The organism is Nonomuraea sp. NEAU-A123, assembly GCF_018603905.1.
Classification (GTDB): Bacteria; Actinomycetota; Actinomycetes; order Streptosporangiales; family Streptosporangiaceae; genus Nonomuraea.
In genome coordinates this window covers 777532-790986 of record NZ_JAHFZZ010000001.1, presented here as the reverse complement: position 1 = coordinate 790986, position 13455 = coordinate 777532, and the positions used below count along the sequence as shown (strand labels likewise).

At 70.3% G+C, this 13455-nt stretch carries 12 protein-coding genes; 7 read left to right on the top strand and 5 right to left on the bottom strand.

The genetic code is table 11. The annotated features are described in order from the left end of the window. Positions 1-1101: a Gfo/Idh/MocA family protein gene (locus KLK06_RS03615; protein ID WP_214633803.1), complete on the top strand. Its 1101-nt coding sequence runs from the start codon at positions 1-3 to the stop codon at positions 1099-1101. A gap of 55 nt (positions 1102-1156) precedes the next feature. Here KLK06_RS03615 and KLK06_RS03610 read toward each other — a convergent pair whose 3' ends face one another. Next, on the bottom strand, positions 1157-2089 hold the full coding sequence (locus KLK06_RS03610; protein WP_214633802.1) for an NADP-dependent oxidoreductase: 933 nt from the start codon (positions 2087-2089) through the stop codon (positions 1157-1159). 378 nt (positions 2090-2467) lie between these two features. Here KLK06_RS03610 and KLK06_RS03605 point away from each other — a divergent pair, with 378 nt between their 5' ends. From KLK06_RS03605 to KLK06_RS03585, 5 genes are read left to right on the top strand one after another with little or no spacing between them, the layout of a single operon-like run. After that, positions 2468-4030: an ABC transporter substrate-binding protein gene (locus tag KLK06_RS03605; RefSeq protein ID WP_214633801.1), complete on the top strand. Its 1563-nt coding sequence runs from the start codon at positions 2468-2470 to the stop codon at positions 4028-4030. A gap of 33 nt (positions 4031-4063) precedes the next feature. After that, positions 4064-5011, top strand: coding sequence for an ABC transporter permease (locus tag KLK06_RS03600; RefSeq protein WP_250904770.1), 948 nt, complete (start codon positions 4064-4066; stop codon positions 5009-5011). 2 nt (positions 5012-5013) lie between these two features. Beyond that, positions 5014-5895: an ABC transporter permease gene (locus KLK06_RS03595; RefSeq protein WP_214633799.1), complete on the top strand. Its 882-nt coding sequence runs from the start codon at positions 5014-5016 to the stop codon at positions 5893-5895. Beyond that, on the top strand, positions 5892-7982 hold the full coding sequence (locus tag KLK06_RS03590) for an ABC transporter ATP-binding protein (RefSeq protein WP_214633798.1): 2091 nt from the start codon (positions 5892-5894) through the stop codon (positions 7980-7982). Before KLK06_RS03595 ends, KLK06_RS03590 begins: the two co-directional genes overlap by 4 nt. Positions 7983-8006: 24 nt before the next feature. Further along, positions 8007-8909 carry a sugar phosphate isomerase/epimerase gene (locus KLK06_RS03585; RefSeq protein WP_214633797.1) on the top strand — a complete coding sequence of 301 codons (903 nt, stop codon included), beginning with the start codon at positions 8007-8009 and terminating at the stop codon, positions 8907-8909. Between the two features lie 68 nt (positions 8910-8977). Here KLK06_RS03585 and KLK06_RS03580 read toward each other — a convergent pair whose 3' ends face one another. Continuing rightward, entirely contained in the window at positions 8978-9784 is an 807-nt protein-coding gene (locus KLK06_RS03580; RefSeq protein ID WP_214633796.1) for an IclR family transcriptional regulator, read from the bottom strand. Between the two features lie 135 nt (positions 9785-9919). Here KLK06_RS03580 and KLK06_RS03575 point away from each other — a divergent pair, with 135 nt between their 5' ends. After that, positions 9920-10729, top strand: coding sequence for an alpha/beta fold hydrolase (locus KLK06_RS03575; RefSeq protein WP_214633795.1), 810 nt, complete (start codon positions 9920-9922; stop codon positions 10727-10729). 6 nt (positions 10730-10735) lie between these two features. Here KLK06_RS03575 and KLK06_RS03570 read toward each other — a convergent pair whose 3' ends face one another. From KLK06_RS03570 to KLK06_RS03560, 3 genes are all read right to left on the bottom strand, one after another. Then, positions 10736-11527, bottom strand: a complete 792-nt coding sequence (locus tag KLK06_RS03570) for an IclR family transcriptional regulator (protein WP_214633794.1) — start codon at positions 11525-11527, stop codon at positions 10736-10738. An 85-nt stretch (positions 11528-11612) separates the two neighbouring features. Continuing rightward, on the bottom strand, positions 11613-12569 hold the full coding sequence (locus tag KLK06_RS03565) for a zinc-binding dehydrogenase (protein WP_214633793.1): 957 nt from the start codon (positions 12567-12569) through the stop codon (positions 11613-11615). Next, a complete protein-coding gene (locus KLK06_RS03560) occupies positions 12569-13447 on the bottom strand; it encodes an alpha/beta fold hydrolase (protein WP_214633792.1) in 879 nt (292 codons plus the stop codon). Before KLK06_RS03560 ends, KLK06_RS03565 begins: the two co-directional genes overlap by 1 nt. Between the last annotated feature and the right edge of the window lie 8 nt (positions 13448-13455).

The following is a 13455-nucleotide window of genomic DNA, read 5'->3' as shown; positions in this document are numbered from 1 at the left end:
GTGGCAACTCAGCCTCAGCACCATCGCATCGGCATCCTCGGTAGCGGCAACATCTTCAGCCGGTACGTCACCGGCATGGCCCGGTATCCGGAGCTTGAGATCGTCCGCGTCGGCGACATCGACGTCGACCGGGCCAAGCGGGCCGCCGGCGAGCACGGCATCCTGGGCTGGGGAGACGCCGACGAGCTCTACGCCGACGACTCGATCGACATCGTGGTCAACCTGACCCCGCCGGTGCACCACGCGAGCACCATCATGCGGGCGCTCGACGCCGGCAAGCACGTCTATGTCGAGAAGCCGCTGGCCACGACCGTCGCCGACGCGAAGACGGTGCTGGCGGCGGCCGCGGCCAGCGGGCGTGTTCTCGGCTCCGCTCCGGACACCTTCCTCGGCAGCGCCAGCCAGACCGCGCGCAAGGCGCTCGACGAGGGGCTGATCGGCGAACCCATCGGCGCGTCGGCGTTCATCCGGCACAGCAAGGCCGAGACCTGGCATCCGGATCCGCGCTTCCTGTTCCAGGCCGGCGGCGGCCCCGTCCTGGACATGGGGCCGTACTATCTCGCGATCCTGGTGAACCTGCTCGGCCCCGTCAGCTCCGTGGCGGGAGCCGCCCGCATCGGCGCGCCGGTGCGCACGGTGACCGCGCCGGACCGGGCCGTGGACTCCATCGACGTCGAGGTGCCGACCCACGCCTCGGCCGTCCTGGTCTTCGATTCCGGGGTCATCGGCACGACGATGATGAGCTTCGACGTCTGGGACAGCGATCTGCCCGCCATCGAGATCTACGGCACCGAAGGCACGCTCACGGTGCCCAATCCCAACCACTTCGACGGTGACGTACGGGTGCGGCGGCACGGCAACGCGGACTGGTCCGTTCTGCCGCCCGTGGTCGAGTTGTTCGGCGCGGTCGGCACCAAGGAGCAGGCCCGCCGCGGGCTCGGCGTACGGGATCTGGCCGACGCGATCGAGGGCGGAGCGCACCGCGCCAACGCCGCGTTCGCCTTCCACGTGCTCGAGGCGCTGTCCGCGATCGACGGGCCCGGGCAGGTCACCCGCCTGGAGAGCACGTGCGACCGCCCGGCCGGCCGCTTCGAGAAGTGACCCCGCGGAGGGGGTGAGTCTCAGCGGCGGGCGGCCGGGCGCGGCGGGGTGAGTCTCAGCGCCGTCCGGCGACGTCGAGGACGACCTTGCCGGACGCGTGGCCGGACTCCACCAGGGCGAGCGCGTCGCCCGCCGCGGACAGCGGGAACACCCGGCGGACGCACGGGTCCAGCTTCCCGGCGGCCACCAGCTCGGCCACGGCCGACAGCGTCGCCGGGTCACCGACGCGCATCAGGGGGCGCGCGCCGAAGCGGGCGACGGTCTCCTCATCGGCCACGCTGCTCACCCGCGTCCGGGCGGTGATGACGCCGGCGACGCCGTCGAGCGCGTCACCACCGGCCAGATCGAGGACCGCGTCGGCCCCACCCGGAAGCAGCTCCTGGAGCCGGCGCGCGAGGTCGTCGCGATCGTAGGCGACCGCCGTGGCGCCGAGGGACTCGATGAACGCGCGCTTCGCCTGGCTCCCGGTGCCCACGACGGCGACGCCGCCCATGACCGCGAGCTGGGCCGCGACCGTGCCGACTCCCCCGCCGGCGCCCAGGATCAGCAGCGTCTGCCCCGGAGCCGGGCCGAGGACGGAGAGCGCCTCATAGGCGGTCCCCGCCGCGATCGGCAGCGCCGCCGCGTCGATGAACGACAGTCCGTCCGGCATCCGCGCCGCCCGTGCCACCGGCAGCAGCGCCAGCTCGGCGTACCCGCCGCTGCCGCCGACCGTACTGCCCAAGACCTTGTCCCCGACGGCGAGTTCGGTGACTCCCGGCCCGGTCCGTACAACGGTCCCCGCGACCTCACGGCCGAGGGTCGCGGGCAGCTTCAGCGGCAGGAAGCCGCGGTGCATACCGGCACGGACCTTCCAGTCCACCGGGTTGACGCCGGCCGCGCGCACCTCGACGAGCACTTCGCCCTGGTCCGGCTCGGGCGCGGGAACGTCGAGAAAGCGCTGGAGGTCAGGACCGCCGTAGTCGATGAACCCGTATGTGAGAGGCATGGTCCCGGACGCTATCTGCCGCGTGCCGGTCGACGTGACGGGCTGTTCCGGTCAGCGAACCGGTGCGAGGGCCTGCCGGAACCCTCCGTCCTAGGGTGTGAGGCCACCACCTGAAGGACGGTGACGACGGTGCGAATGCCTGGCGATCACGCTGCCGAACCCGTTCGGCGCTCGGTGATCATCTCGGCCGTCTTCGGCTGCGGACGGCGAGGCCGAGCCGAAAACACTCCCTTTATGACGGGAATAAAACTAAAAGCGGCGGGTTGTGCCTGTCCAAGTCACGAAGCATGCTCCTCGCCAGGGGACAAATCGGGCTGACTGTACAATTCCCGACACCTTGGTACACCCCCCGCACCCAGAATGTCTCGAGGAGTATCGATGTCACTGACGAAATCCGCCTGGCGACGCCGGCTCGCGGCAGGCGCCACCGGCGCGGCGATGCTCGCGTCCGCCGCATGCAGTGCCGCCACCCAAGGCGCCATCGGCAGCTCCGCGCCCGCCGGCACGGCGAGCAAGGGCGGCACTCTCGTGGTCGGCCAGACGACCGAAGCCGAACCGGGCTCCTTCCTCAAGACCTCGTTCGGCAACATCCTGTGGGAGTACGCCGTCTTCGAGACGCTGACCCTCATCGACACCAAGACCGGACAGCCCAAGGGCGTCCTGGCCAAGTCCTGGACGCTGGCTCCGGACGGCAAGAGCCTGGACATCAAGCTCCGCGACGACGTGACCTTCCACAGCGGCCGCAAGCTGACCGTGGCCGACGTCGTCTTCGCCATCGAGCAGGTCCAGGACCCGAAGGTGGGGGCGGCGAACCAGTCGATCGCCGCCCAGATCTCCGACATGAAGGCGACGGGCGACTACGAGCTGGCGCTGACCTTCAAGCAGCCGCTGCCGAACGTCTTCGACCTCTTCGAGACCATGCCGATCCCGAACAAGGACGCCTACGCCGACTACGCGGCCGGCAAGAAGGTGGACGGCACCGGACGCTTCGAGTGGAAGTCGTGGACCCCGGGCGGCAAGCTCCAGCTCGGCAAGTACGCGAAATACCGCGATGCCCAGAACACCCATCTCGACAACATCGAGATCAACCTCATCAAGGACCCGACGGCGATGGTCGCGGCCATCCGCAGCGGCCGGGTCCAGTACGGCGTCGGCCTGGCCGGGCTGGACGCGCGAAGCCTGAGCCAGCAGCCGGGCTTCGCCCTCGTGTCGTCCGGCGGCGCGGCGATCCCGCTCGGGTTCGACGTGACCAAGCCGCCGTTCGACAACAAGGCCGTGCGCCAGGCGATCCAGTACGCGATCGACCGCGACCGCATCGTGCAGCAGGTCGAGGGCGGCCAGGCCGAGGCGACCAACCTGCCGTGGCGGGCCTCCACGGTCGGCTACGACGCCACGCAGGCCAAGCAGTACACCTACCAGCCGGACAAGGCCAAGCAGCTGCTGGCTGCGGCGGGTGTGAAGGCAGGCACGTCGTTCGACGTGACCATGCTGAACACGCCCGAGGCCACCGGAGTCTTCCAGATCGTCAAGAACAACCTGGCCGCCGTCGGGCTGGACGCCAAGCCGGTCATCGCCACGGCCGACTACGACGCCAAGGTCTCGAGCAAGAACATGGGGACTCCCGCCTTCCTGATGATGAACAGCAACGGCCTCTCACCGGCGAGCGCCGTCGTGAGCCGCCCCGAGCTCCAGGCGGACGAGAACGTCTCACACTTCAAGAGCCCCGAGTACACCCGGCTCGTGAAGGCGGTCACCAGCGCCAGCACCACGCCCGACCAGCAGAAGGCGCTGCACGACTACAACGCCTACTTCGCCGATGAGGCGTTCGTGCTCCCGCTGATCACCCGCCCCACCCTCACGGTGCGGTCGAACGCCCTGAACGACCTCGCACCGACTCAGATGGGCTTCCTCGACATCAGCCGGGCGTGGCTGTCCAAGTAATCGACCTTTAGAGCGAGTGGCGGTATCGAGACGATGGTCCGGTTCCTGATACGCAAGATCCCATCAGTGGTGTTCGTGCTCTTCGCGAGCTCGATCGTCGCTTTCGCCCTGCCCCGGCTGGCGCCGGGTGATGTCGCCGTCACCCTCGCCGGCACGGATTCGACCGCGGCCGCCATCGCCGCGATCCGGCAGGAGCTGGGCCTGAACCGGCCCCTGGTGGTGCAGTACTGGGACTGGATCGTCGGGCTCTTCCAGGGGAACCTCGGAGAGTCCTACCTCCTGCGCCGCAGCGTCGCGAGCCTCATCGGCGACCGGCTCGGAAGCACCCTCGAGCTCGCCGCGCTGGCGACGCTCCTGGTCATCCTGATAGGGACGACCCTGGGCGTCGCGGTCGGCTCGACCCGGCGCCGCTGGGCGCGGGCCGGCCTCGACCTGGTCAACAGCTTCTTCATCGCCATTCCGTCGTTCCTCACCGGCTTGGCGCTGATCCTGGTCTTCGGCGTGCTGAACCGCTGGTTGCCGGTCAGCGGCGAGGTCAGCTTCATGGCGGATCCGACGATCGGCTTCCAGTTCCTGATCCTGCCGGCGTTCGCGCTGGCGCTGCCCTCGGCCGCGGTCGTCGCCCGCCTGCTGCAGGCGGAGATGCTCGCCGTCAAGAACGAGGACTACGTCGACCTCGCGCTGAGCAAGGGGGCGTCGGCCACCCGGATCACCCTCCGGCACGTGCTGAGGAACAGCGTGGGAACCGCGGTCGTGGCCGTCGGGCTCCAGATCGGCAACCTGCTCGCCGGCGCGGTCATCATCGAGGCGATCTTCAACCGCAACGGACTCGGCCAGCTCGCCGTGTCCAGCGTGCAGACCCGCGACTTCACCGTGTTGCAGGTGCTGATCCTCGCTGTCGTCTTCGTGGCGGTGATCTGTCAGATCCTCACCGAGGTCGTCCTGGCAGGACTTGACCCGCGCATCAAATTGGGAGAGTAGGCATGGCAGACCTTCCGCTGGCACCCTCCGACGTGGCTCTCCCAGAGGCGCGCCGACGACTGAACCCGACCCTGGTCCGCTACCTGTCGGCACTCCGCACCCCGAAGGGGGTGGTCGGGCTGTCGATCCTCGTCCTCATGGGACTCGCCGCCCTGCTCGCGCCCGTGCTGTTCCCCGGTGGCTACGACCAGCAGGGGCCTCAGGCGCTGACCGGGATGTCGGGCAAGCACATCTTCGGCGTCGACGAGTTCGGCCGCGACATCTTCGTCCGCAGCCTCTACGGGCTCCGCATCGACCTGAGCCTCATCCTCACCGCGGTCCCCCTCAGCATGGCGGTGGGCACGCTGCTCGGCCTGAGCGGGGTGATCTCCGAACGCCTGGGCGCCGCGGTGCAGCGGCTGCTCGACGTGGTCATCGGCTTCCCGGGCCTGATCCTGGGGATCTGCCTGGTCGCCATCCTCCAGCCGGGCTGGCCGGCGCTCTTCCTCACGATCCTGATCAGCGGCCTCCCCACCGCCGGACGCCTCGCCCGCGGCGCCTGGCTGGCCCAGCAGAGCAGGGAGTACGTCCTCGCCGCCCGGGTGCTCGGCGTCTCACGATGGCAGTTGCTCGTACGCCACGTGCTGCCGAACGCCATGGACGCCATCGTCGTCAACGGCGCCGTCTGGATGGTCGTCGGCGTCTACATCGAGGCCGGGCTGAGCATCGTCGGCCTCGGCGTGCAGCCGCCGACGCCCTCGCTCGGCGTGTTGCTGAACAACGGCCTGCGGTTCGTCACCCAGTCACCCACGTACATCGTCGGCCCGGCCCTGCTGCTCCTGCTGGTCTCGGTCGGCTTCAGCCTGCTGTCGGACGCACTCAACGAAGCGGTGAACCGCCGATGACCTCCACCGAATCGCCGGCACCGGTGATGGCCAAGGACGCGCCGCTCCTGCGCGTCGAGGGCCTGCGCACGGAGTTCCGCTCGAAGAAGGGCGGCATCAAGGCCGTCAACGACGTCAGCTTCGACATCTACCCGGGCGACGTGCTGGGCATCGTCGGCGAGTCCGGCTCGGGCAAGTCGGTGACGGCGCGCTCCATCATGCGCATGCTGCGCCCGCCGGGCGAGGTCGTCGCCGGCTCCGTACGGTTCGGCGGGGAAGACCTGCTCACGCTGCCCGAACGGGAGATGAGGCGCCGCCGCGGCAGCAAGGTGGCCCTGGTCTTCCAGGACCCGCAGTCCGCGCTCAACCCCGTCATGAAGGTCGGCGATCAGATCGTCGAGGCCATGACGGTCCATGGCGTCGGCAAGCAGGCCGCGCGCGAGCGCGCGAGCGACCTGCTCGAGCAGGTCGGCATCCCCGACGTCCAGACGAAGATCGACCACTACCCGCACCAGTTCTCCGGAGGCATGCGCCAGCGCGTCGTCATCGCGATCGCCCTGGCGAACGACCCCGCGCTGCTGATCGCCGACGAGCCGACCACCGCTCTCGACGTCACCATCCAGGCCCAGATCCTGCGCCTGCTCGCCAGGCTGCGCACCGAGCTGGGCATCGCCATCGCGATCATCACCCACGACATGGGCGTGGTGGCCGAGCTCTGCACGGACGTCGTCGTCATGTACGGCGGCCGCACCGTCGAGAAGGGGACCGTCGAGCAGGTCTTCGAGCAGCCACGGCATCCCTACACCGCGGCGCTGCTGGCGGCCATGCCCCGGCTGGACGACGATCGGACCGGCCGGTCGCTGCCCGCGATCCCGGGAGCGCCGCCCGACCCGGCCGCACCGCCCCCCGGCTGCCCCTTCGCCCCTCGGTGCCGGTTCACCGAGGAGGCCTGCGAGCAGGAACCACCGGCGTTGCTGCAGATCGGCGGCGCCGGGCAGGCCGCGGCCTGCTTCGTCGCCCAGCGGGCCGCCGGCGGCCTCGACTTTTCCGCTCCGGTGCGGGACGAACCGGCGACGACGACCGGCACACCGGCCGCTCCCCCGGCGGCCGAGGCCGTCCTGGAGGTCCGCGACCTGAGAGTCGACGTCGGATCCCGGCGGCGCGGGCTGTTCCACCGTGAGCCCCCCGTGTACGCGGTGGACTCGGTGAGCCTGTCGGTGCACGCGGGCCGCACGCTCGGGCTCGTGGGCGAGAGCGGCTGCGGCAAGTCGACGCTGTCACGCAGCATCGTGGGCATCAATCGAGTCGCGGGCGGGTCGATCCTCGTCGACGGCGCCGACGTGAGCGCGATGGGCGAGCAGGAGCTGACGCGGGTTCGGTCCTCGGTGCAGTACCTGTTCCAGGATCCGTACGCGTCGCTGAACCCGCGCCGGACCATCCGGCAGTCGCTGGCCGAGGCACTCGCGTTCAGGGGCATCGGCGGGCGGGCCCGCGAGGAGGCGGCGCGATCCCTGATGACGCAGGTCGGGCTACGGGCCGAGCACCTCGACCGCTACCCCCACGCGTTCTCGGGCGGCCAGCGCCAGCGGATCGGCATCGCTCGCGCACTGGCCCGCCAACCACGCACGCTCATCCTCGACGAGCCGGTCTCCGCGCTGGACATGTCGATCCAGGCGCAGATCATCAACCTGCTGGAGAAGCTGCAGAACGAACTCGGGCTCGGCTACCTGTTCATCGCCCACGACCTGTCGGTCGTACGTCACCTCAGCGACACCGTCGCGGTGATGTATCTCGGCCGAATCGTGGAGTACGGCGACGCCGCCGAGGTCTACGGCAACCCGCAGCACCCCTACACCGCCGCGCTGCTGTCGTCCTCGCCTGTCCCGTCGGTCTCGGCGCGCTCCCGCGAACGCATCATCCTGCCGGGTGACCTGCCCAGCCCCGCGAACCCGCCGACCGGCTGCCGCTTCCGCACCAGATGCCCGATCGGCCCGTTGGCGCAGCCCGATCGGACGATCTGTACCGAGGTCGACCCGCAGCTCACCCTCACCGCCACCGGCCGGCGTGCCGCCTGCCACTTCGCCGGCGAACTCGCGCTCCAAGCCTGACACCGAATACCGAAAGGAAGCCGTATGCCCGGCACACCCAAGATCGCCCTCAACCCCATCCAGTGGATGGCCAGCGCCGACGGCTGGCTGGACCCGTCCTTGGCGCCCGAGCCGAAGCAGCGGCTGTCCCTGATCAAGCAGGCCGGATTCGACGCCGTCATGGCCGAGGTCCCGGCCGACTTCACCGTGGAGCAGTACCTGGCGCTGCTGGACGAGACCGGTCTGACGCTCGCGCCCGGCTACTTCGTCTGCCGGTCGGACGGCAGGGACGGCAACCAGGCCGACGTCGTGGCCGCTGCCACCGAGGTCGCGCGCCAGCACGCCCAGCTCGGCATGACCGAGATCGGTCTGGGGCTCGGCATGGCCAAGGACCGGCCGCGTGTGCTGCACCCCGCCCAGGCCTATGACGCGGACGACTCCCGCGTCGAGGCGGTGACGGCGTTGATCGGGCAGATCTCCGACGCCATGCTCGCCGAGGGGGTCCGGCCGTCGCTGCACCCGCACGTCGGCACGTGGATCGAGACCGAGGAGGAGGGCCGGGCGGTGCTCGACGCCCTTCCGTCGTCGCGGCTCGGCTTCCTGCCCGACACCGGGCACCTGGCGTGGGCGGGCGCCGACGTCGGCCGGTTCGTCAAGGACTACGCCGAGCGGATCCCGTTCGTGCATGTGAAGGACTGCCGGCTCAGCGTCGCCGCCGAAGGCCGCGAGAAGGGGTGGGGGTACCAGCAGACCGTCCTGGCCGGACTGTGGGTCGAGCCCGGCCGAGGTGAGCTCGACCTGGCCGGCATCATCGGCAACCTGCCCAGCGAATTCGACGGGTGGCTGATGGTGGAGGTGGACCGTCCCGACATCACCGACCCCTACGAGAGCGCGCAGGTATCGGCCCGCTGGATGCACGCCACGTTCCCGTCGCCGGCCCAGAGCTGACGCGCACCGCCCGGCGCGGCGCCTTCCGCCGCGCCGGCGGTCGGCCCGGCTGAGCCGGTTCAGCCGGTTCAGCCGTCCGGCGTCTCGCATCGGAAGGCACGGGAGATGCCCGCCGCGGTCGAACGGAGTGCGGGCAGCAACAGCCTGGTCTCGAGGCGTGCCACCGGCGCGGTGGCCGACACCGACGCGACGACCGTGCCGTCGGCGCCCGCGACGGGCACCGCCACGCTGCCGAACCCCAGCAAGATCTCCTCCCGCTCGACGGCGTAACCGCGTTCGCGGACGATCACGAGCTGCCGTCGCAGATCTTCGACGGACCCGACCGTCCGTGGCGTCAGACTGGGCAGGCCGGTCAGCTCGAGGCGGCGGAGACGTTCCTCCCGGTCAGAGCGCGCCGCGAGCAGGACCTTGCCCGTCGCCGTGCACGTCGCGGGCAACCGCCCGCCCACCCGGGAGTGCGTATGAACGTTCGCCTCCCCCGCGACCTTCTCCACATACAGCACATGGCCGCCATCGAGCACCGCCAGATGGATGGCCGCCCTGGTGGCGGCGAACAGGTCGGTGAGGAGCGGCCGCGCCACGCGACGCAGCATCGCCGACACCGGGACCCGCTGTCCCAGCTCGAACATGCGCATGCCGAGCTGGTAGGAATCCCCCCTGCGCTCGAGCAGCCCCCATTGCACCAGCTCCTGCGCCAGCCGGTACGCCGACGCCTTCGGCACCCCTGAGCGCCGGCTGAGCTCGGCGAGCCGGAGGTGGAAGGCCCCCGACTCGAAGGCGCCGAGCAGGAGCTGGGCCTTGCCGAGGACCGAGTTGGGGTAGGCCGCGTCATCGCCGGAGCCCGTCGGTGCCTCCACGAACATCTGTGACGCCATCGGGACTCCCTTCACGCCGGTCCGGTCACCGGTCCCCTCCCGTAGCGATCACGGATGGGCCCGGCGAAACTCCGGAGGGGAAAGCCACCTTACCTCCGACACCTCCCACACCTCCGACCTGCAGAAGAGGATCTTTTGCGCATTACGCCGCCACTCCGATTCGGGTACGCCGACTCGCCGTTCGGCCAGCTTCACTACGCCGAGCAGGGCACGGGCCGCCCCTTACTGCTCCTGCACCAGACCCCCAGATCCTGGGAGGAGTTCCGGGAGCTGATCCCCCTCCTGGCCCCGCGCCGGCGGGTCATCGCCATGGACATGCTCGGTTTCGGAGCCAGCGCGAAAGCCCCGGCGCCCCACACGATCGAACTGTTCGCGACCGGTGCTCTGGCGCTGCTGGACGCCCTGGGCATCGAGCGCGCCGACCTCCTGGGCCACCACACCGGCGGCGCGGTGGCCGTCGAGCTGGCGGCGTCCGCGCCCGAGCGGATCGGCCGGCTCGTCCTGTCGTCGGCACCGTGGATCGACGCCCGATACCGCGAGTCCCATGCGGACGGCCCGGGAGTGGACGAGGCCGTGCCCTCCCCCGACGGCGATCACCTGCGCAGGCTGTGGCGGCTCCGGCAGCCTTACTATCCCGAACCGGCCACGGACCTCCTCGACCGGTTCGTGCACGACGCCCTCACCCCCGGCGTCGATCCCGCGGAGGGGCATCGGGCCTGCGCGCGCTACTACATGGAGGACAAGATCGGCTTGGTCAAGACGTCCGTGCTGCTGCTGGGCGCCGCTGAGGACCCGTTCGCGCTGCCGTCCATGACCCCCCTCCGGGAGAACCTCACCGGGGCGGAGAGCGTGACGTCGGTCGTCATTGAGGGCGGCACGATCCCCCTCATGGAGCACAAGGCGCGGGATGTGGCCGCCGCCGTGACGGCCTTTCTCACGGGCTGAGCGGCGTCAGCTTCTGCCGCCGTCGGCGGCCATGATGGACTTCGTGATGCGCCTGCTCACCATGGTCAGCAGGCCCACATACTTGTTGACGTCGGCTCGGAAGGTCGGCGCCGTCACCGACAGCGCCGCGACCATCGTTCCGGTGGCGCCGGTGAGCGGGATGGCCACGCTGAGATAGCCGGTGCGGGTCTGCTCCTGCTCGATCGCGTACCCGACCTTGCGCGCCTGCTGTATCTCCTGGGCGAGCAGTTTGGGCACGGTGATCGTCCGCGGCGTCACGCGGGCCAGCGGTTCGGCGACGACGTCGCCGAACAGGGCTCCCGGGCCGAAGGCGAGCAGGGCCTTGCCGGTCGCCGTGCAGTGCAGCGGCATGCGGCCGGCGACACGCGACGGCCTGGAGACCTGTCCGTGACCGGACACCTTCTCCAGATAGATCACTTCCAGCCCGTCCAGCACCGCCAGATGGATGGTCTCGCCTGTCGCCTGGTAGAGATCCTCCATGAAGGGCCGCGCCGCCTCGCGCAGGATCCGCTGGCGCGGCACGCGCTGCCCGATCTCGAACAGGCGCATGCCCAGCCAGTATTCGGATCCGCGCCGCTCCAGCAGCCCCCACTGCAGCAGTTCCTGAGCCAGCCGGTGGACCGACGCCTTGGCCACGCCGGTGCGGCGGACAATTTCGGACAGGCCGAGGCTCTCGTCGTCCGGGCCGAACGCCTCGAGGATCAGCCGTACTTTGCCCAGCACGCTGTTGGCCGCGCCGTCGGGCTCGGGCGGAAAGGCGATCGTAGGGTCTGACAACGGGGAGGAGATAAGCGGCATTGACCGATAATCGGGCTTATGTCCGGTTCGATCAACGGGCCTGTTCCGGTGAGCGAGACGGCCCTCAGTGATTCTTTCCTAGATGGACGACCGCGCGTCCGCGCACTCTGCCGTCGCGCAGCAGTTCGAGGGCCTTGGCGATCTCGGACAGGTCGAACCGCTCGACCTCCAGGGTGAGCTCACCCGTGGCCAGGCGGTCGATCAGCGCCGGGGCCACCTCGCGAGCCCGCCGCTCCTGCCGGACCATGTTCACCGGAAGCAGCGCCACGTCGTCGAGCAGCCAGGACGGCAGATCGACGGTGACGGACGTCCCCAGCACGTAGCCGATCACCACGGCCCGGCCGCCGGGACGGACCCACCGCGAGCGTTCGACCAGCGCGTTCCCGCCGAGCGTGTCGACCAGCAGGGACGCTGGCCGTGCCGAAGCCAGCTCGGCGACCGCCTCGGCATCGTCGGCCACCACCCCGCGGATCCCCTCGGGCACCTGACCGAGCTGATCGGCCCGGCCCACCACCCCGGTCACCGTGGCTCCGGCCAGCCGTGCCTGCTGGGCCACCATCGCGCCGACCGCGCCGGCGGCACCGGTCACGATGACCTCCTCGCCCGGCTCCAGGCGGGCGACGTCGTGCAGGGCCACGTACGCCGTGGTCGTCGGCAGGAAGAACGACGCCGCGACCTCCGGGGGGAGCGGCGAGGCCAGCGGGGTGACGGCCTTGGGGCTGACGCTGAGGCGTTCGCGCCAGCAACCGTCGCGCAGCAGGCCGAGCCCGCCACCGCGAAGCAGTACCTGCGTGCCCGGCGCCAAGGTGTCGGAGGCGAGGACCACGCCGCTGGCCTCGACACCGCCGACGTAGGGAAGCGGGGGTTTCAGGGCGAAGGACCCGCCGGCGACGGTCAGGTCCAGATGCCCCAGCGCCGCCGCCTGCACCTCGACGAGCACCTCGCCGGGCTTGTGCTCGGGCTCGGGCAGTTCCTCCACGATCGGCGGGGCGCCCCAGTCGTGGAACCGTGCCGCGCGCATCAGCCCCGTCCCTTGCCCGAGAAGCCCGCCGCCGAGCTCTTGGCCAGGAAGGACAGGCTGATCGGGTTGTACCGGGCGGCCTGCTCGTGCTGGGGCCAGTGGCCGCATTCCTCGAACAGTTCGAGCTGCGAGCCCGTGATGGCCTCGTGCATGGCGGTCGCCTCCGGCACGTCGCCGAACGGGTTCTTGCGGCCCCAGACGATCAGCGTGGGCTGAGAGATCCTGGCCAGATCGTCAGGGTGAAGGATGTTACGCAGGCGGGTCTCCATGTCCTGCAGGCATAGCAGATTGTCGACGTTGGCCACGAAATCGGGCTGGTGGTAGATGGCGTGGCGCACCTCCACCAGCTCTTCGGTGGCGTCGGCCGGATCGGCCATCAGCAGCCGCAGCCGCTTGCGGGTGAGCTCCACGTCATCGCTGAGCACCGCCTCGCGGGTGCTCGTCCGGATGCGCTTCATGACCTCGGGATTGGCCACGGTCCCGCCCGCGCAGAGCAGTTGCAGGCTGGCCACCCGGTCGGGGTGGTCGATCGCGACGCGCCCGCCGACCCAGCCGCCCAGCGACTCCCCCACGATGTGGGCGCGCTCGATGCCCACCGCGTCGAAGTAGGCCAGCAGGTGGTCGGCATAGCGCGGGATCTCGTAGGGGTAGTCGGGCTTGCCCGTGTAGCCGTGGCCCAGCATGTCGATGGCGTGGCACTCGTACTGTGCCGCGTGCGCGGGCAGGTTCCGGGTGAACGCTTCAAGGTGGCCGCTGGTCCCGTGCAGGAACACCACGGGCTCGCCCGACCCGGCCCGCAGGCTGCGGGTCTTCACTCCCGCCGCGTCCACGTACGAGACACTCATCCCCAGCGGGCTCAATTCGGTCCAGATACTCATCGTCACGT

Coding starts and splice junctions, on each gene's coding strand:
- KLK06_RS03610 (WP_214633802.1), bottom strand. CDS start 2,089: ATGCCTCTCACATACGGGTTCATCGACTACGGCGGTCCTGACCTCCAG.
- KLK06_RS03605 (WP_214633801.1), top strand. CDS start 2,468: ATGTCACTGACGAAATCCGCCTGGCGACGCCGGCTCGCGGCAGGCGCC.
- KLK06_RS03600 (WP_250904770.1), top strand. CDS start 4,064: ATGGTCCGGTTCCTGATACGCAAGATCCCATCAGTGGTGTTCGTGCTC.
- KLK06_RS03595 (WP_214633799.1), top strand. CDS start 5,014: ATGGCAGACCTTCCGCTGGCACCCTCCGACGTGGCTCTCCCAGAGGCG.
- KLK06_RS03590 (WP_214633798.1), top strand. CDS start 5,892: ATGACCTCCACCGAATCGCCGGCACCGGTGATGGCCAAGGACGCGCCG.
- KLK06_RS03585 (WP_214633797.1), top strand. CDS start 8,007: ATGCCCGGCACACCCAAGATCGCCCTCAACCCCATCCAGTGGATGGCC.
- KLK06_RS03580 (WP_214633796.1), bottom strand. CDS start 9,784: ATGGCGTCACAGATGTTCGTGGAGGCACCGACGGGCTCCGGCGATGAC.
- KLK06_RS03565 (WP_214633793.1), bottom strand. CDS start 12,569: ATGCGCGCGGCACGGTTCCACGACTGGGGCGCCCCGCCGATCGTGGAG.
- KLK06_RS03560 (WP_214633792.1), bottom strand. CDS start 13,447: ATGAGTATCTGGACCGAATTGAGCCCGCTGGGGATGAGTGTCTCGTAC.